Here is a 16116-nt window from a genome sequence, read left to right as displayed (position 1 = left end):
AAGCGAAAATCGGGTCGAGAACGACGAGAGACGCGTTACTCTTCGTCGGCTTCGGCGTCTTCGTCGACTGCGACGTCTTCTTCGTCGACGTCGACTGCGGCCTCTTCCTCGGCGGCGACCTCTTCGGGTCGTGCTTCGAGGTCGAGTTTCTGGATCTCGACGCGGCGCAGCGGGTAGATGGTCTTGGCCTCGCCGTAGATGGCAGAGGAGAGTCGACCCTCGACGACGCTGTCGACGAGTTCCTCGAAGGTGTGGTCTTCGGCGGCCTCTTCGACGAGGTCGATCATGACCTTACGGATGGCCTTCTCTTGGCTGTTGTCGGCCTTCTTCGTCGTGAGTGCGACAGGCTGGACCTGCACGCGGTAGTCGTCCTTCGTCAGGACGGTCACGTTCACGTCGATCTTCGACGCACCGCGGCGGACGAGGCTGCGGAGGTAGTCACGAGTGAGTTCGTGCTTGACGAACTCGGTGTACGCCGAGTCGCTGCCGACGTCCGTGATCTTGAACGTGAGCTTCGTGTTGTTCGCACCGGCGTCGCCCGTGAGTTCACCGAGGGTGACCTCGATGGTGCGGCCGTTGATCTGTTCGACTTCGTCAGCGAAGGTCTCGCCGAGTTCCGCGCGGTCGAACTGCTCGGGCGCGAGAATGCTGTACCATCGCTTTCCTTTCTTCTGCTTGGATACTGAACGTTCGCTCATAGGTTGTGTCGTGTTGCGTTGTCTGCGACCGTCTCCGCGACGGTCAGGTTCACCACGTAGTCGTCGACGGTAGCCTGTAAGCCACCGGTCGTCTCCCGCTCGACGACGGTCACGATGGAGTCGCCCTCCACCGTCGTCGTCATCGAGTCGGTGTTGTCGGGAGTCACCGCGTCGGCGACGAGGCGAGCGTGTTCGTGCTCCGTTTCGAGCCGTGCTCGTCTCATCGCGCCAACGCCTCCCGAACCGCCGTGATGAACTCGGTCGTGTCTGTGTCTCCGTCGACCCGCGCTTCCGCGCGTGTGTCGGTTCCGTATCCCGTCCCGTCGAACGACTCGGCTGCCTCGGCCATCGCGGTTCCGAGCGCACTGTCGTCGACGCTCGCGGCGGCCGCCCGCATCTCGTCTACGGGCGAGTCACCGTCGGTGACGACGAGCGCCACGGGTTCCGGCGACCGGAAGTCCCGCAGCAGTCGTGCTATCGTCGGCAACGCCGTCGCCGACTCCTCGTCGGCGTCGACCCGAGCGACGAACACGCCCTCGTACCGGCCGGTCGTCGCCTCCCGGAGGAGACGGTGCGTGGCGACGGCGTGGGCGCGCCAGGCGTCCAGTGCAGCGGCCCGAGCCACGTTGCCGTGGCCGAGTGCGAGTGCTACACCGGTTCCGGGCTGTTCGCGGGCGACGGCGTCGAGCACGTCGGCGTAGCCGCCGACCGTCTCGAACGTCGCCTCGGGCGTCGCGTACGGGCGGAGTGCCCGCTCGACCGTCTCGGCGGCGCGTGGTGTCGCGTCGTCGCCCGTCGTCGCGTCGATGGCGACGAGAGAGGCGAGTCGGCGGTGTGCCGCCTCGTCGAGTTCGGCGGGGAGGTCCAACTCCGCGAGCATCGCTCGAACGCGCTCGACTTCGCCCGAACTGGGCGTGTGAACGAGCGTCGTGTGTGCGATACCGTCGCTGATGTCGGCGGTCGGAACGGCGAGACCCGGTCGGCGTTCGACCGTGCCGCGGCGTTCGGCCGCGTCGAGCATCGTCCCGCTGCCGTCGACACCGATGGTCGACTCGGCGGCGACGACGCCAGCGAGTCCGAGAATCGGGTCGGCTTCGACGCCGAGTTCTCGGGCGACTTCGAAGGCGGTCACGCTCGCCGGGCGACTCGTGCCCGCGAGTGCGACGTCGCCTCCCGTCAGTCCGACGACGAAGGAGAGTCCGTCGGCGTCGGGGTCGGGAGTCGGATTGGGGGCCGTTCTGACGTGGAACGGAATATCGGCGCTCCGACACGCGTCGGCGAGGATGCCACTCGCGGCCAGCGAGTCGCCGTCGGCTCTCGCGACGACCCGAACGAACGGGGCTTCGCGGAGTGCCGCGGCGATGTCGGCGGCGGGGGCGTCCTCGGCTGTGGAGCGCGCGGTCGACATGTACGGTGCTTACTCCAGCAGCTCGACGGCGACGTCGTAGCTGTACTTGAAGTCCTCGTCGAGCTTGTTACCGCGGTAGTAGTTGACGAGACGGCGAATCTTCGACTCCGTGTTCTGGAGTGCGCGCTTGTTCTGCGCGTCCTGCTGATTCTCGCGGACGTGCTCGCGCAGACGGACGGCGCGCTCCATGAGGTTCCGGAGGTCTTCCGGAATCTCGGGGGAGGCGTCGTTGTCTTCGAGAATCTGGGTGAGTCGCTTGCCGGTCACGAGCTTCACGTTCGGAACGGGCGTGCCCTTCACGCCTTCGTCGCGAAGCTTCAGACCGATTGCAGCGGGGTCGTGACCCTGCTCTGCCAGTTCGACGACGCGCGCTTCGACAGCGTCAGCGTCGACGTCACTCCACTCCGGGGCTTCGTCTGCCACCGGCTTGTCCGAAGAGGACGAGCCACGGCGGCGGGTGTGCATTCGTGCCATTGGTTGAGTTGGAACGCACAGACCGCAGAAAGCGTGTCCGAGAGCCGCGTATTCGGTACGAACGGCTCTCGGCGCACCTCCGTAATCCCAAGCCTGCGAACACAGGCGAGTCAGAGTTACGGCCGTGCTGTTCCCGTGAGTACCTCGCGGCGTCATCCGTTAAACCGTTTCGACTTCGACGGGACAGAAACCGAAGCGCCCTTTAGGCACGTCGAGGTATGAGGGAGTGCGGGCTCGTAGATCAGTGGTAGATCGTTCCCTTGGCAGGGGAAAGGCCCCGGGTTCAAATCCCGGCGAGTCCATTAGATTTTCCCGACACTACACGACGAGCGAAGCGAGGAGTCTGTGTCGGGGAAAAATCGGCTACGCGAGACGGGATTTGAATCAGGGAGCGAGAGGTGAGCGAGCAACGCGAGCGAACGAGAGCGACCGTGGTTCAAATTCCGGCGAGTCCACAAAGAACCATCTGTCACACAGAGAGTCGACTGCACAAGAACCATACGTGAGCTGAGAGTGTAGCGAGACAACGATGCCGACACTGCCGGACGGTCTCACGATTGGAACCCGCTACACACAGGAGGAAATCGAAGACCTGTTCGACACTGGCTTTGGCTACCAAATTTCGGGCATAAACCCTCGGCGGCCCAGTGACGGCGAGCGATACGTGCTGTTGTTCGCCAACGAAGACGGACCCTATAGCGACGCCGTGACCGAAGGAACGTTCGAGTACGTCGGCGAGGGGTTACAAGGCGACCAGAGCGAGAAATCGTCCGGGAACTCGACGCTCATCGACGCCGTCGACGAGGACTTCTCGATTCACTTCTTCTACCAGCACTCGGACGCCAGTGGATGGGAGTACCAAGGACTGGTCGACGTGCTCGACTGGGAATGGCGAGTCCAGAAGGGACGGGAAATTCTCGTGTTCACGATGGCACACCGGCGTTCGGAACACGACGTGACGTGGGTCGATGCCGTCCGTGCCGAGTTGGATCGATACCGAAGCGAGACCGGTTCTCGAAGGGTCACACTGAACGAACTCTACGACTTTTCGGAAGAGACCCTTGCCACGCAGTTCCCCGAGAACAACAGCGTCAGAGCCAAACTCCGACAGCAACTGCAGGTCCTCCGTGACCGCGGTGAGGTCGAATTCGTCGACGGCGCAGGTGAGTACCGCCTCATCGATGAGGAGAAAGACGAGGAGCGAGAACAGTTACAAACGAAATGGGACTCACCGCCGATGCTCACAGAAGACAACGACTCGTTCACCGAACACCGGCGACGAGTGCGTGATACGGTGTTCGCGGAACTCGTCAAAGAGAACTACGACGACACGTGTGTCGTCTGTGGGCGTTCACGAGAGACGCCCACCGGAAACCCCGAAGTCGAAGCGGCACATATCTACCCACGCTCTGAAAACGGCGCTGACGACCCCAGAAACGGGGTCACCCTGTGCAAACTCCACCACTGGGCGTTCGACAGCGGATGGCTCTCGGTGACGGATGAGTACGAACTGTTGGTCAAAGACGCTCCTGAGCACGAGGGGTACTACGAGTTCAAACAGTTGGAAGGCGATGAACTGGTGTTCCCCGAAAACGTGAACCTGCTACCCGACCCGCTGTACCTCGACGCCCACCGACGACTCCACGGCTTCTAGCTATCCTCGACTCCGCTCCATCTCCAACTCTCGCAACGTATCCGGCGCCTCCAGCAGTCGGTCCAACCGCTCGTCGAACTCGTCGTCGTCGATGGAACCTTCGGCGTACCGTCGTTTCAACAGCGTGAGCGGGTCTTCTGTGGGTTCATCTCTCACCTTCGACTCGCGCTCTCGCTCGGACTCACTCTCCGAATCAGATTTGAACAAGTTCCAGAACGCCTCGTCGTCGTCGAACAGGTCGAAGAAGAGCAGCCATGCAAACCCGTAGAAGACCCAGAACCAGAAGCTCAGACTCGCGCCAGCGGTGACGAGTGCGACGACGCCGACGACACCGAGGACGAGCGCGACGACGTGTGCGAGTCGGGAATCGAGCAGAGCCTGTGCGTCGACCATACGAGAACGTCGCGCGGGAGTATCATAAAGAGAGACACACGGCGCCGTCGCTCCGGAGTGTAAGCGTGAGTAGAGTTCGTCGGTCGGTCAGACGTTAATGTGGCCTTCGTTGCGGAGTTGGTCGGCTTCGGACTTCTCGTAGCGCCACGTGACGTCGGCTTTCTCGTCCTGCCAGTCCCACGGTTCACAGAGGACGATGTCGTCTTCGCGAATCCAGATACGCTTGCGCATCCGACCCGGGATGCGACCCATGCGTTCCTTCCCGTCGTTGCAGCGGAGCGTGACACGGCCGTGGCCCTGCATATTGGTCACGACGGCGAACAGCTCGTCGTCGTCAGGCATGCGAAGGTTCCGACGCCCAGATTCTTCGCTCATGAGTGAGGGTTGTCGTCGGGTCAATTAAATCGTAGCATTCTCTGGTTCGAGGAGGAGTTCGGTGCGTATTCGCCCCGATTCAGTCACTCGATTCGGAGATACATCCCTTTCGACGCTGGGGCGGTCCGTTCGAAACCGAAGCGCTCGTAGAACCCGTCGACGTCGGCCATGAGGTTCACGTACGCCGACGACGGGGCGTGCTCGTGCAACCAGTCGACGAGCGCCTGCGTGATTTCGGTGCCCAACCCCTGTCCCTGATGGTCGGGGTGGACGACGATATCCGTCAGTTGGAACACCGTGCCGCCGTCGCCGACGACGCGACCCATGCCGACCACTTCCTCGTCGTGAGCGACGGTGACGGCGTAACAGCTGTTCGGGAGTCCACGCTCGGCCGCATCGAGTGTCCGTGACATCATCTCGGCCGCCGCACGGAGACCGACGAACTCCTCCGGCGTCGGCGGTGTCTCACGAAGTTCGTAGGACATGGTGTTGCAGTCGTCCGAGCGGTGATTAGCTCTGTCTATCGGCGAGTGGTCGGTGTCTGTCGATTTGGGCCGTGGCAGCGTCCCACTCGACACTCGCGAAGTCGAAGCCCTTATTAAGGGAACCACAGAAGATGTGGATGCGTTCGAGGGCTCGTAGATCAGTGGTAGATCGTTCCCTTGGCAGGGGAAAGGCCCCGGGTTCAAATCCCGGCGAGTCCATAATTCTCTGCCGCTCACGACAGTGAGCGGCTGTAATTCTACGCGAGACGGGATTTGAATCAGAGAGAGAAGCGAGCGCAGTTCGAGTCTTGGTGACCCTGTCAGGGTTCTCGTGACGGTACTCAACGAGTGAGCGACAGACCACTGTCAGGGTGAGGCCGTCTGGGGGTGGGTTTTTATCCGCTCGAAACATTCTGGTAGGCAATGATTGCGCCGGAGGGGGGGAATCGCTGTCGAAATCAGAGTTCCCGTCGGGAGAGAGGGCAGGCAGAGACGCTCAGTATCGTGTTGCTGCTCGGACTAGTCGTGACTGGAACGACAGTTGTCGTCGCAGTCGGGAGCGTCGCAATCTCAGACACTCAGTCCCGGTCGGACATCGAACGAGTCTCGAACGCAATGACACTCTTCGACTCGCACTCGTCGACCGTGGCGCTTGGCGAATCGAGTGTTCGAACGGCCCGATTTGGGCAGTCGAGTGGGAGTTTCCGCGTCGACGACACCGCCGGGGAGATTACTATCGTCCACCGAAACTACGATGGGCCAGGAACCGACCACACGCTGTATCAATCCTCGCTCGGGAGCGTCGTCTACGAGACGCGGGATGGCGAAAGCGTCGCGTACCAGGGCGGCGGAGTCTGGCGGACCAACGACAGGGGAAACAGCGTCATGGTCTCACCCCCCGAGTTCCACTTCCGTGACTCCACGCTGACGCTCCCAATTATCCGAGTTACTGGGTCCGATGGCGCTTCGGGCAGCGTGAAAGCCACCATCCAAGAGTCAGTGCGCGGCGAGCACGTCTATCCCTCGGCTGCGACATATCCAGACGGACAATCGTTCGCTAACCCCATTCAGGAGGGTGAAGTCGCGATTCAGGTCCAAAGCGAGTACGCAGAAGGGTGGGCCAAGTACTTCGAAACGCGGACGGACGGGACGGTGACGCTGTCCGGCGATACGGCGGAGGTCGTGCTTGAGTCTGCCGGTGCTGTCGGTGCGTTCAGTATGCCCGCCGAGGGGAACGGCGTCGACGTCCGCGCGATGAAAGATAGTGACCACCCGAACGCAGACTTCACCGTCACGCTCGTGAACGACGGCCACTTCAACAACATGCACTGGTCGCTTTACGCCGACGAAGGGTCCGAGAAGATCGAGTTCCACGTCTACGCGGACAAAAAATGCAAAGCCGGGAGCTACGACGGGCGAGTAGACCTGAGCATCTTCTACAGCGACGAGAGTGGGTCGTACGAGGGGTGGCAAGCGGACTTCAACCCGTCGTCGACAGCAGCGGTCGATGTCGACTGCAGTGCCGGTGAGATGACCATTGACTTCACGAGTACGAGTAGCCAACTGGCGTACAAATCGATAGACATCACCGGCAGCGACAACAAGTGGAAGTTCGGGAACGAAATCGGTGCATGGAGCCATCGGAGCGAGACGACGACGTTCAGCCATCCGTCGGACACCGCAGGTCAGCACACCACTGGTGAGACAGTGTCACTTGACGTCATCACGAACCACTATCTGGCCTCTATGGGACCGGAGTTCGACATGAAGGTCTCGGACGGACCTGGCGGAAGTAGCCGCGTCGACGAGGATGCCTCGTACGGAAATCTCGACTACGACACTAGTGGCTCTCGCTACATCACGTTCCTCCACGTCACCGAAAACGAGGTTCGAATCGAACTCGACTGAGTGACGACGCTATTCGATACTCATGTCGATTCTCGTTGCCGTGACGTACAGTTGGTCGACAGCGATACTACACGTGACCGTCCCGTCAGAGACGACACAAACGTCGTCTGTCCCATCATCGTCCCACGACGCCGGTATCTGCGACTCCAGATACCGCTCCCATGCTGGCGCGCGTGCAGGGTCGGTCGTGATTTCGAACGACACAGCGTAGCGGGAGTCTCCGATAACCGTCTCGCTGGTCGGGTTCGTCCGAGTAGCCATGACGTCGGTAATCGAGCGTTCGGACCGTACCAACACCGTGGTCGACCCGCTGACACTCGTCCGCTCGCCGCTGGACCGGGTCTGTACGAGCGGGATGACCGCAGTTCTCACATCCGCGTCCTCCGTGAAGACCATCCCGACACGGTTCTTCACGGTCGTTCTCGATGGGTCGACACGGAGCACCATGCCTCCTTCGTAGACGAGCGCGGTTTCGTCTCCGGCTTGGTAGACGAGGGGTGTCAGTGAGATGTCGTTGCTGTCCCAACTCGATGTGCCGTCGAGATTGTTGACCGACACGTTCATTCGCGTCTCGGTTCCAAATCTCAGATTCGCGTCTGCGAGTTTGAGTTCGGTCGCTCGACCGGGTGCGCCGTCACGATAGATGTCCTGTAGGTTGTCAGCGAGGACGTCGAACGCGCGTTCTGCGTTCGTGATGCGTTCGTTGTCGCGAACGTCCTGCAACCCGCCGTACCCAACGACGTACACTGTCCCAATCGACATCGTGATGAGTGCGAAGACGAACACGAAACTGAGCGTCTCGCTCACTGCACGGTCGGTGCTACGCATTCTCCACCATCAGTTCTCCATCCGTGTAGCGAATCACGACGTCCCCACCGTTGGCGACGCTGTCGGCGAGACGGTCCGCAGGACTTGACCCGGGGAGCGTCGGAAGCGTGAACGGCACACGGACCGTCACATCGGGTCTCTCCGTCGAGAGTCGTAGGTACGGCGAGTCAGAGGGTGGGACGACCACCTCAAGTGTGTACGAGAGACCGGTCACTGTCTGTGGGAGACTTGGCTGCAGTTCGACGGTCGGCGCTCCATCACTCGCTAACACGAGTCTATCCGCTGCGCCGAGGTCACCAGCAAACTGTTCGCCGATTACCTCCAGTTCCGTCCGGATAGTCTGTTCCTGCTGACTCTCGAGAAGGCCACTGAGGCCGAGGAGAAGCCCCGAGATGAGTATCGCACTGATGCCCAGTGTCAACACGTAGTTCAACCCGACCGAGACAGCACGGTCGTCACGCATGGAACTCACCCGGAGCAACCCGGAGTTCCGTCTCATACGTCAGATCTGGTGTCCGATACGTGAGGTCGACGGTTACCGCGTAGATGGCCTCCGAGGCGGGCGGGTCGCCGTCGGGTGCCGAATAGCTAGCACCGAGACCAGAGACTGTCTTGTCGACGAGCAATGAGTACGTCCCCGACCCTTCGGTCGGATTCCCGAACCGAACGTCGTACGGAGTCCCCAATTCGTCGAGGAACGCGAGTCCGCGGCAGTAACCGCCTCCGACGGTCGCTGTAGAGAAGACGACGGTCGTCTCGGACCCCGAATCGTCCAGACACTCCACCGTTGCACCAGACGGGTCGGTAACTCTGACGACCGTCGCCGTCCCGGGTTCGTTTCTGAATATCCGAACGGTCCATACGTCGGTTCCGTCGTCGAATCTGACCCGGAAGGCATCGTCGTCGGCTTCGTCTTCGAGCGAGGCGCGTGTTGCTGTGAGAGAGAATTGTCGCGTCTGGACTCCACTCGCGACCGTCCAGTCACCACTGCCGCTCGGGCCGTCGAAAGGACTGTCGACTGTCTGTTGGATTCGTGCCCCTCGTGTGTAGACCGGGTTCTCAACACGTAGTAGGGCTGTACTCCGCACCTCGTATTGCCGGAGTAAGACCTCTGTGTCGACGATTGCTGCACCGATAGCGGACTCTTGGTCGTCGTACGTCGCCTGCTGGTCGTTCGCCCTGTCGACGACGCTGCCGACGGCAGTGCGAACGTCGTGTTGGCGCGATAGCGCATCGGTCGCCCCCGTCTGGTCTGCTCCGCGCGTCGCGAGGTTCTCCGTGTAGATTGCGGAGTTCAACACGAGTGCCAGCACAACGAACGTGATGGCCAGCGAAAGTGCACCGATAAGGAACAGTTGTGCACGGTCACGGGCTACATCCGCCATACGACCACCTCCACCCGGAGGACGTTGTAGACGAGCGACGTCGACACGTCGCTCGCGTAGAAGTTCGTCGTCGAGAGCGACGTCCCCGTCGTTTGCTCGGCGACACCATCGTCGTCGGCGTCGTCGTACAGGGGGTCGTCGTCAAACAGCGTGACGTAGGTCGAAGCGGTGACCGCGTTGTCACTGGGTTCTCCCCGGTAGATGTATCTGATTTCGCGGTAGCCACCACCCGGTGCCTGGTATCCGACGTGGACGTTGTACGCGATTCCTCGCACCCCGTACGTTCGCTCCAGGAGTCGGCCGAACTCGATATCCGGCGGTGGTGGCGCGTTCATGTAGTAGGGCCGTCTGGGCCCCGCGTCGTAGAACTGACCGCCAATCTCGTTCCAGAACAGGACCGCTCGTTTGAGCGACCCGTCTTCGGTTGCTTGTGCGAGAATGCCCGACGCCATCGCGTCTTGCTGATTCTCGATGTGCTGACTCGAGGTGCTCGCCGACAGCGGCGTGACTGCAGTCACCTGAAGCGCGAACACGACACTGCCGACGACGAGGAGTGCTGCGGAGATTGCTTCCAGTGTATGTGCCTGTGCACGCATCTTACCACATCCTGACGAGGAGTGTCACGTCGGTGTTCGCTAGCGAGACAATTCGACGCCCGACGACGACTGAACCAGTCTCTGTCGGCGGGTCGCTCGTCGCAGAGACGAACGGTGTGTCACTTCCGTCGCAGGCAGCGTCTCCCTCCTCAACGAGCGACTCCCCATCACGATCCCAGCAGAGCGTGGCTGTCGACCCGTCGCCGTCAAGGTCTGCTGTGAGTCTGACGTCGACCGACTGAGCGTCGTCGACACCGATTCGCTCGGTGAGTGAATTTCCAGAGAACCGGCACTTCGACTGCGTCGCTCCGCTGAAGAACGCGAGCGTGCAGTCGGTGTCGAGCAGATAAGGCTCGGTGGGGTCGCCCAGCAGTCCAGTCGCGAGCTGTGTCGCGACTCGGTCGGAGGTGACTGTCTCACGCTGGATTCCCTCGTAGGGTTCGATCATACCGGGGATGAACGCGACGACGAACGCGACTGCGAGCAGAAAGACGCCCGCACCGATGGCGTAGTCGATAGTCATCTGCCCCCGGCGTGAACGTCTCATCCGACCACCATCCAGACAACGAGCGCAATCGTCTGCAACACGACCACGAACTTCACACCGGAGACGATGTCGGCGTCACGGATGTAGCCGGAGATGAACCCCGAGAGGATGGCCTGCAACGTGACGGCGTGGAAGAACAAGACGGAGAGTAGGTTCGAGTCGACACCGCCGCCGAAGCTCATGCCACCGCCGCCACTGCCGCCTCCTGCTTGGTCCGTCAACCCGGCCATGACGTCGAGGAACTGTGTCTTCAGGATGGCCATCACGGCCAAGAGCGTCAGATAGGTCATGATGATGATGACCACCTGCATCCGAGTGCGAGATTTCCGTTCGCGGTCGATGTCGTCTTGATTCTCGGAGGCCTGTGCCGCCGTACTGAGGACGGCCGTAATCTGACTCGACGCCTCCTGTGCCTTACTGATGAGTTTGACCGTCCGAGCGAGACGTGGGATGTGATACTTGTTGTTGAACTCGACGAGCGCCTCCCTGAGACTCATGCCGTAGTTGACCTTGCCGTGCATAATCGCGAACTCGTCGGCGAGTTTGCCCGACGACGTCTCGGAGACGCTTTTGATGGATTCGAGCAGCGTCTGGCCCGTATCGTTCGCACTCGACAGTTGCCGGAGGTTGTCCGAGAGTTTCCCGACGACGGCGGTTCGCGAGTGGACGTTCCACGTGTGAAAGATGGCGAGCGGAATCGCGACGACGTACACCGGGACGTACACCCAAATGACCGTCCCCCAGACGGGTGCGGCGACCATCCCGTCCCAGGTCGTCGGTGCCGACCCACTGGCGACGGCGATGCCCACCAAGACGAGTGCGGCCGGAATGGTGAGTACGAGCGTGAACAGGGGGAAATCACGGAAGAAGTGATGTGGGTTCCGGAGCAGTACTTTCGTCTTGTAGGTCCCCTCACGAGATTTGATCCGGTCGAAGACGCCGTAGTCGCCGACGAAGCTCTCGACGATACCGAGGTGGAGGAGTCCTTCCTTTCGACTGTCGTCCAATCGAGAACTGGCGTCCGACGGACTGAGGTAGCCGTCACCGGTCTCGTCTTGCTTGACCGTCGAGACGAGGACCAAGAAACCCACGCCAGTGATGGGGATGAGACCGTACACCGTCCCGTAGAGCATTATGTCGTCAGCGTTACCGAGCATGCTCATGATGACGAGGATGATAATGAGCAAGAGCGGAAACAGCGAGAGCGTCATGTACATCTCGCCGAACAGTTCCAGCGTCTCCAGCGTCAGTTCCTGTTGCTGTTTGGCCGTCCGCATGTACTTGTCCTTCTTGTCGTCGAGGAATTGCTGCATGTTCCCCCCGGAGTTGACGATAGAGAGCATGTCGGTGAGAAACTGCGAGAGTTCGTCGCTCGGCGTCTCCATCGCTTGGTTACGGATGGCCGTCCGGTAGTCGACGCCGAAATACTCCGTCTCCTGGACGATACTCTGGAACTCCTTTGCGACTTCACCGTAGGTGTCCTCGGCTTTCGCCATCGCCTCCAGCACTTCGAGTTGGTTCAACCCGCCCACCGACAGGGCGTACATGAACGAGACGGAGTCCGAGAGGAGCATGTTTATCTGGCGTTTTCGCGACGACGCTTTCGAGTAGGGGATAGCGACGAGTGACCCGAACCCGAACGCGAAGCCGAGCGACCCGAAGACGACGCCCGCGAGACCGATAGCCGCCGGTACTTTGGCCGCGACGACGAGGTCGTAGAGCGTCTCGTTCGGGATACGTGCCCCGAGCGACAGCGCCTCGGCCGAAAGCAGGCCGAGCGCGAACACAGCGTAGGCGAGGAGCGTTCCGACGAGCCACAAGACACCGCCAGTGAGTACGCCGACTGCGAGTGCACGTGAGAGGTACAGTTCGACCGTCTCAGACATCCGTGCCTGGGCGAGTTTCTCTTCGACGTCGGCGACGAACTCGCCCTCGTCGTCGAACAGACGGCTGTACAGCGGATAGAACGCGTCACTCAACACGTCCGAGCGGGCACCGACGCCCGACTTGGAGTCGAGGCTCACTCGTCCTCCTGTTCGTCGACGCCGAACCGCCATCCAGCGGCCGCGTCGTCTTCGGCTTCTCGGCTCTCGTCGTTCGCACGTTCGTTCTCCTCGTCGACCGTGGTTTCGGCCTCGTCGGTCGTGTCTCCGTCGTCGCCTACGCTCTGTTCGTCCAACCCGCTCGCGTCGGCGAGGTCGAACCCGTCGACGTCGTCGAGGGAGTCGTCGTCCGAGTCGATGCCGAGAAGCTCGAAGCGCTCGACGTCGTCGACATCGTCGACGTTGCTGAAGCCGTCGATGCTGTCGAAGTCGTCGAACCCGTCGATGTCGGCGAAGTCGCTGAAGTCACCGAAGTCGTCGGCTGCGGCGGTTCCGCTCTCTGCCTCGCTGGAAGCCGTCTCGCCGTCGAGTGCCGGTGTCGACCCGCCGTCGTCGAGTTCGTCGGGAAGCGAACTCCCGCCGTCGAGCGCGGGAGCCTCGTCGGCCGAGTCGAGTGGGTGAGCGTCGGAGTCGAACGGGAAGGTGGCGTCGGTGGATGCGTCGACTGCACCGCTGGTCACGTCGGGAGCGGGTTCCATGTCGGCTAGTGCGTCCGCGACGCTCCCGTCGACGGTGCCACGGTAGTCGGGAAAGAGTTCCTCGTCGGCCCGGCGGAGAATCTCGTTCGCCTCGGCGAGAATCTCGTCGGTCGGGTCCGGCCGGGGCACCATCTCCTCTTTCTCGGGGTCGATGTTGATGAGCACCGACTCCATCTCACGGAGGTCTTCGAGACTCCGTTCGAGTCGGTCGTTCGCCATCAAGGAGAGAATCGTGTCGGGGTCGTTGATGAACGCCTGAAACGTCGCGGCCACCTGCGTGTAGGTGTTGAGACCCTCGACGATGAGGTACGCGAGGACGACCTGCCGCTCGAACAGTCGCTCGTCGAGTTCCCTTCTGTTCCACCCGCGGTCGAACATAATCTCGTCGAGCGTGTTCGAGTCGCCCATGTGGAGATACTCGTCCGTCTCGGCCTGCCACTGATAGACGTCTTGGACGTTGATCTCGTCGTTCTCGGCGTCGTAGTGGTTGATTTCGGTGAGCGACTTGTTCCGGCGCACTTTCCGTCCCTTCACCCGCGTCGACGTCTGGATGGAGACGAGGTCGAGCGCCGAGAACATCGTCTTCGAGACGTTGATCGGTTCCGTCGTGAAACGCTTCAACACCTCGCCCACGGAGTCGGCGTGGAACGTCGTGTAGGTCGTGTGCCCCGTCGACATGACCTGAAAGAGCGTCCGACCCTCCTCACCACGAATCTCACCCATCACGATGTAGTCGGGGCGCTGTCGGAGTGCAGCCTCCAGTAGGTCGAACTCGTCGACGTCGCCTTTGTCGTCGTCGGAGAACGACGGACGGGTGACAGAGGCGATCCAGTTGCGCTGTGGCAACTCGACTTCGCGCGTGTCCTCGATGGAGACGATCTTCGAACTCGACGGGATGAAGAGCGAGACGGCGTTCAGCGAGGTGGTCTTCCCCGACGCCGTCCCGCCCGCGAAGATGAGCGACTTGTTGTTCTCGATGCAGAGCCACAGGAACGCCATCTCGTCGAGCGAGAACGTCTTCCAGTTGATGAGGTCGAGTGGGGTGAACGGGACGTCCTTGAACTGGCGGATGGTGTAGTTCGTCCCGTGGTCCGACACCTCTCGGCCGAGCGTCAACTGAGCACGAGAGCCGTCGGGGAGCGTCGCGTCGACCTGTGGTCGGCGTTTCGAGATGCCTTTCCCCGACCGCTGGGCGAGTTTGACGACGAACTCGTCGAGTTCCGACTCGCCGTGGACGACGTTCGAGATGATCTGTTCGTACTCGCCGTGGTAGACGAACACTGGCGAGTTGTAGCCGTCACAGGAGATGTCCTCGACGTTGATGTCGTGTTTGATGGCGTCGATACGCTCGTAGCCGATGAAGTCCCGCGTCAGGAAGTACAGGAGTTTGTTCACCTGATACTCGGTGAGTGTCTTGGCGTCCTCGACGATGACAGCAGGCTCTGGTCTGGCCGAGAGGCCGTCGAGGGCTGATACTTCGGCGTCGGGGTTCTGATACCCGAAGAGATGAAACAGACGGCTCACCGTCGCATTACCGTCGACGTTGAGGTCGAGTCGGTCGGCGAGCGTGTTGGCGAACCCGTACTCCCCGTCGCGCGGCTGCGAGAAGAGGTCGTAGCGGTCGAGCAGTCGATACGTCTCGCGTTCGATAACTGCCCGTCTATCCTCCTCGGCAGAGGCGACGACGTCCGTATCGGAGTACTTGATCGCCGTTCGGAGCTTTCCCGTGAGAAACGATTCGAGGTCCGACTCGATGTCGTTGAGGTACGGTTCGACGACGTAGTACTTCTTCTCGTTTTCCTTCGTCGAATGAAAGATAATGACGAACGCGTGTGGCTCGTTCACCCAGTAACGTTCGACTTCGCGAAAGTGGGTCTTCTTCGCCATCGGGACGGCCTTCTCCAGGTCGTATCGGTTGACGATGGTCGTCTCTCCGTCGGTAGTCTGGAAGAACGCGTCCTCGTCGAGATCTTCGTCGACGTCGACGGTCCGTTCGTCGACGAGGTCCTGCAGTTCTTCGCCGCGGTCGTGAAGTCGTGAGAGCGTCTCACCCAGGTCGTCGGGGTCGAATCCCAGCGCTGCCGAACGGTCGAACGGTTCTTTCTCGCCGTCAGCGTCGTGCGGGACGGACCCATCGTCTTCGTAGTAGTAGAGACGTTTGTAGTGCTCCCACATCCACTCGTCTTTGACCACCGGAGTCGTCTCGGGGTCACAGAAGGATTCGAACGTCTCCTGGTGTCGTCGCGCGTCGGTTCCGGCGACGCCGAGACGCCGTTCGAGGTCGTCGGGTGGAAAGCCGAGATGGTCTGCGGGGTCGATATCGATTCGTTCCCAATCGCTCGCTGTCGGGGTGTGTGTCTCGTCTGCCTCCCAGCGATCACTACCCGGTGTGGGGCCGATATTGGCGTAGAGCTCCTCTGCCGACCCATCAGGGCCGTACTCTTCGAGGTAGTCCCGCCACGAGTACGAACCGACGACGGCAGTTTGTGACGCAGTCGTTCCCTCCGCTGTCTCTTCCGACGACTGCCCTGTGTCGGTGGTTCCCTCCAATTTCCCAGCAGGACCATCGACGCCGTCTGTAGCCATTGTCAACAACATGCTGTCACTGCTAAAAAGTCTTCTTCCGCAGAGTGTATGGGTAGCCATCCATTCTGTCGGAGTGACAATCTGACCGAACGGGTGCGGACGAATCGCTCGTGAGACGCGTTTCTGGGTGCGATTGCCGATAAGGTCCGAGTGTCACGGCCGGCCCAGACGAGTCGCTTTCAGAGCGCACCGGTATGG

Annotated in this window: 16 protein-coding genes and 2 tRNA genes; 4 read left to right on the top strand and 14 right to left on the bottom strand. The window is 61.3% G+C overall.

From position 1 onward, the window contains the following. Positions 1 to 35: 35 nt before the first annotated feature. Genes BM083_RS11485 through BM083_RS11470 form a run of 4 tightly spaced genes read right to left on the bottom strand, consistent with a single transcriptional unit; the run spans position 36 to position 2580 of the window. Positions 36 to 698 carry a 30S ribosomal protein S3ae gene (locus tag BM083_RS11485; protein ID WP_009365971.1) on the bottom strand — a complete coding sequence of 221 codons (663 nt, stop codon included), beginning with the start codon at positions 696 to 698 and terminating at the stop codon, positions 36 to 38. Beyond that, positions 695 to 922: a KEOPS complex subunit Pcc1 gene (locus tag BM083_RS11480; RefSeq protein ID WP_009365972.1), complete on the bottom strand. Its 228-nt coding sequence runs from the start codon at positions 920 to 922 to the stop codon at positions 695 to 697. The genes BM083_RS11485 and BM083_RS11480 overlap by 4 nt, the downstream gene beginning before the upstream one ends. Further along, a complete protein-coding gene (locus BM083_RS11475) occupies positions 919 to 2106 on the bottom strand; it encodes an exonuclease RecJ (protein ID WP_089869523.1) in 1188 nt (395 codons plus the stop codon). Before BM083_RS11475 ends, BM083_RS11480 begins: the two co-directional genes overlap by 4 nt. A gap of 9 nt (positions 2107 to 2115) precedes the next feature. Beyond that, the gene (locus BM083_RS11470; protein WP_049893532.1) at positions 2116 to 2580 is read right to left on the bottom strand and encodes a 30S ribosomal protein S15; all 465 of its coding nucleotides are present in this window, start codon (positions 2578 to 2580) and stop codon (positions 2116 to 2118) included. A 230-nt stretch (positions 2581 to 2810) separates the two neighbouring features. On the opposite strand from BM083_RS11470, the gene BM083_RS11465 reads away from it, so the two are divergent. Together BM083_RS11465 and BM083_RS11460 are read left to right on the top strand one after the other, a co-directional pair. Continuing rightward, a tRNA-Ala gene (locus BM083_RS11465) sits at positions 2811 to 2882 on the top strand. A 227-nt stretch (positions 2883 to 3109) separates the two neighbouring features. After that, on the top strand, positions 3110 to 4234 hold the full coding sequence (locus tag BM083_RS11460; RefSeq protein ID WP_089869521.1) for an SRA domain-containing endonuclease: 1125 nt from the start codon (positions 3110 to 3112) through the stop codon (positions 4232 to 4234). Here BM083_RS11460 and BM083_RS11455 read toward each other — a convergent pair whose 3' ends face one another. The 3 genes from BM083_RS11455 to BM083_RS11445 form a co-directional block, all read right to left on the bottom strand. Beyond that, on the bottom strand, positions 4235 to 4627 hold the full coding sequence (locus BM083_RS11455; protein WP_089869519.1) for an SHOCT domain-containing protein: 393 nt from the start codon (positions 4625 to 4627) through the stop codon (positions 4235 to 4237). An 87-nt stretch (positions 4628 to 4714) separates the two neighbouring features. Next, the gene (eif1A, locus tag BM083_RS11450) at positions 4715 to 5002 is read right to left on the bottom strand and encodes a translation initiation factor eIF-1A (protein ID WP_009365979.1); all 288 of its coding nucleotides are present in this window, start codon (positions 5000 to 5002) and stop codon (positions 4715 to 4717) included. Between the two features lie 83 nt (positions 5003 to 5085). After that, positions 5086 to 5487, bottom strand: a complete 402-nt coding sequence (locus BM083_RS11445; RefSeq protein ID WP_089869517.1) for a GNAT family N-acetyltransferase — start codon at positions 5485 to 5487, stop codon at positions 5086 to 5088. Between the two features lie 147 nt (positions 5488 to 5634). Here BM083_RS11445 and BM083_RS11440 point away from each other — a divergent pair. Together BM083_RS11440 and BM083_RS11435 are read left to right on the top strand one after the other, a co-directional pair. After that, positions 5635 to 5706: transfer RNA gene (locus BM083_RS11440), tRNA-Ala, on the top strand. A gap of 204 nt (positions 5707 to 5910) precedes the next feature. Further along, on the top strand, positions 5911 to 7395 hold the full coding sequence (locus BM083_RS11435; RefSeq protein WP_089869514.1) for a DUF7289 family protein: 1485 nt from the start codon (positions 5911 to 5913) through the stop codon (positions 7393 to 7395). 9 nt (positions 7396 to 7404) lie between these two features. On the opposite strand, the gene BM083_RS11430 is transcribed toward BM083_RS11435, so the two are convergent. The 7 genes from BM083_RS11430 to BM083_RS11400 are packed head-to-tail and all read right to left on the bottom strand — an operon-like array spanning position 7405 to position 15918. Beyond that, positions 7405 to 8223: a DUF7289 family protein gene (locus BM083_RS11430; protein WP_089869512.1), complete on the bottom strand. Its 819-nt coding sequence runs from the start codon at positions 8221 to 8223 to the stop codon at positions 7405 to 7407. Then, entirely contained in the window at positions 8216 to 8686 is a 471-nt protein-coding gene (locus tag BM083_RS11425) for a DUF7266 family protein (RefSeq protein ID WP_089869510.1), read from the bottom strand. The genes BM083_RS11430 and BM083_RS11425 overlap by 8 nt, the downstream gene beginning before the upstream one ends. Next, a complete protein-coding gene (locus tag BM083_RS11420; protein ID WP_089869508.1) occupies positions 8679 to 9608 on the bottom strand; it encodes a hypothetical protein in 930 nt (309 codons plus the stop codon). The genes BM083_RS11425 and BM083_RS11420 overlap by 8 nt, the downstream gene beginning before the upstream one ends. Further along, the gene (locus BM083_RS11415) at positions 9596 to 10204 is read right to left on the bottom strand and encodes a DUF7288 family protein (protein ID WP_089869506.1); all 609 of its coding nucleotides are present in this window, start codon (positions 10202 to 10204) and stop codon (positions 9596 to 9598) included. The genes BM083_RS11420 and BM083_RS11415 overlap by 13 nt, the downstream gene beginning before the upstream one ends. Position 10205: 1 nt before the next feature. Beyond that, complete coding sequence (locus tag BM083_RS11410; RefSeq protein ID WP_143085718.1) at positions 10206 to 10751, bottom strand: DUF7287 family protein; 546 nt, start codon at positions 10749 to 10751, stop codon at positions 10206 to 10208. Continuing rightward, on the bottom strand, positions 10748 to 12808 hold the full coding sequence (locus BM083_RS11405; RefSeq protein ID WP_177197612.1) for a type II secretion system F family protein: 2061 nt from the start codon (positions 12806 to 12808) through the stop codon (positions 10748 to 10750). The genes BM083_RS11410 and BM083_RS11405 overlap by 4 nt, the downstream gene beginning before the upstream one ends. After that, complete coding sequence (locus tag BM083_RS11400) at positions 12772 to 15918, bottom strand: type II/IV secretion system ATPase subunit (RefSeq protein WP_245756881.1); 3147 nt, start codon at positions 15916 to 15918, stop codon at positions 12772 to 12774. The genes BM083_RS11405 and BM083_RS11400 overlap by 37 nt, the downstream gene beginning before the upstream one ends. Positions 15919 to 16116: the final 198 nt, after the last annotated feature.

Origin of the sequence: Halogranum rubrum (genome assembly GCF_900114455.1) — an archaeon.
Taxonomy (GTDB): domain Archaea; phylum Halobacteriota; class Halobacteria; order Halobacteriales; family Haloferacaceae; genus Halogranum; species Halogranum rubrum.
The sequence above is the reverse complement of the archived record's forward strand: the minus strand, read 5'-3'. Positions and strand labels throughout refer to the sequence as shown.

Bases quoted from the DNA above. Each gene is read 5' to 3' on its own strand.
- BM083_RS11455 (WP_089869519.1), bottom strand. From the start codon at position 4,627: ATGGTCGACGCACAGGCTCTGCTCGATTCCCGACTCGCACACGTCGTC.
- BM083_RS11430 (WP_089869512.1), bottom strand. From the start codon at position 8,223: ATGCGTAGCACCGACCGTGCAGTGAGCGAGACGCTCAGTTTCGTGTTC.
- BM083_RS11460 (WP_089869521.1), top strand. From the start codon at position 3,110: ATGCCGACACTGCCGGACGGTCTCACGATTGGAACCCGCTACACACAG.
- BM083_RS11400 (WP_245756881.1), bottom strand. From the start codon at position 15,918: ATGGCTACAGACGGCGTCGATGGTCCTGCTGGGAAATTGGAGGGAACC.
- BM083_RS11435 (WP_089869514.1), top strand. From the start codon at position 5,911: ATGATTGCGCCGGAGGGGGGGAATCGCTGTCGAAATCAGAGTTCCCGT.
- BM083_RS11445 (WP_089869517.1), bottom strand. From the start codon at position 5,487: ATGTCCTACGAACTTCGTGAGACACCGCCGACGCCGGAGGAGTTCGTC.
- eif1A (WP_009365979.1), bottom strand. From the start codon at position 5,002: ATGAGCGAAGAATCTGGGCGTCGGAACCTTCGCATGCCTGACGACGAC.
- BM083_RS11470 (WP_049893532.1), bottom strand. From the start codon at position 2,580: ATGGCACGAATGCACACCCGCCGCCGTGGCTCGTCCTCTTCGGACAAG.
- BM083_RS11405 (WP_177197612.1), bottom strand. From the start codon at position 12,808: ATGGCGGTTCGGCGTCGACGAACAGGAGGACGAGTGAGCCTCGACTCC.
- BM083_RS11485 (WP_009365971.1), bottom strand. From the start codon at position 698: ATGAGCGAACGTTCAGTATCCAAGCAGAAGAAAGGAAAGCGATGGTAC.
- BM083_RS11425 (WP_089869510.1), bottom strand. From the start codon at position 8,686: ATGCGTGACGACCGTGCTGTCTCGGTCGGGTTGAACTACGTGTTGACA.
- BM083_RS11420 (WP_089869508.1), bottom strand. From the start codon at position 9,608: ATGGCGGATGTAGCCCGTGACCGTGCACAACTGTTCCTTATCGGTGCA.
- BM083_RS11410 (WP_143085718.1), bottom strand. From the start codon at position 10,751: ATGAGACGTTCACGCCGGGGGCAGATGACTATCGACTACGCCATCGGT.
- BM083_RS11480 (WP_009365972.1), bottom strand. From the start codon at position 922: ATGAGACGAGCACGGCTCGAAACGGAGCACGAACACGCTCGCCTCGTC.
- BM083_RS11475 (WP_089869523.1), bottom strand. From the start codon at position 2,106: ATGTCGACCGCGCGCTCCACAGCCGAGGACGCCCCCGCCGCCGACATC.
- BM083_RS11415 (WP_089869506.1), bottom strand. From the start codon at position 10,204: ATGCGTGCACAGGCACATACACTGGAAGCAATCTCCGCAGCACTCCTC.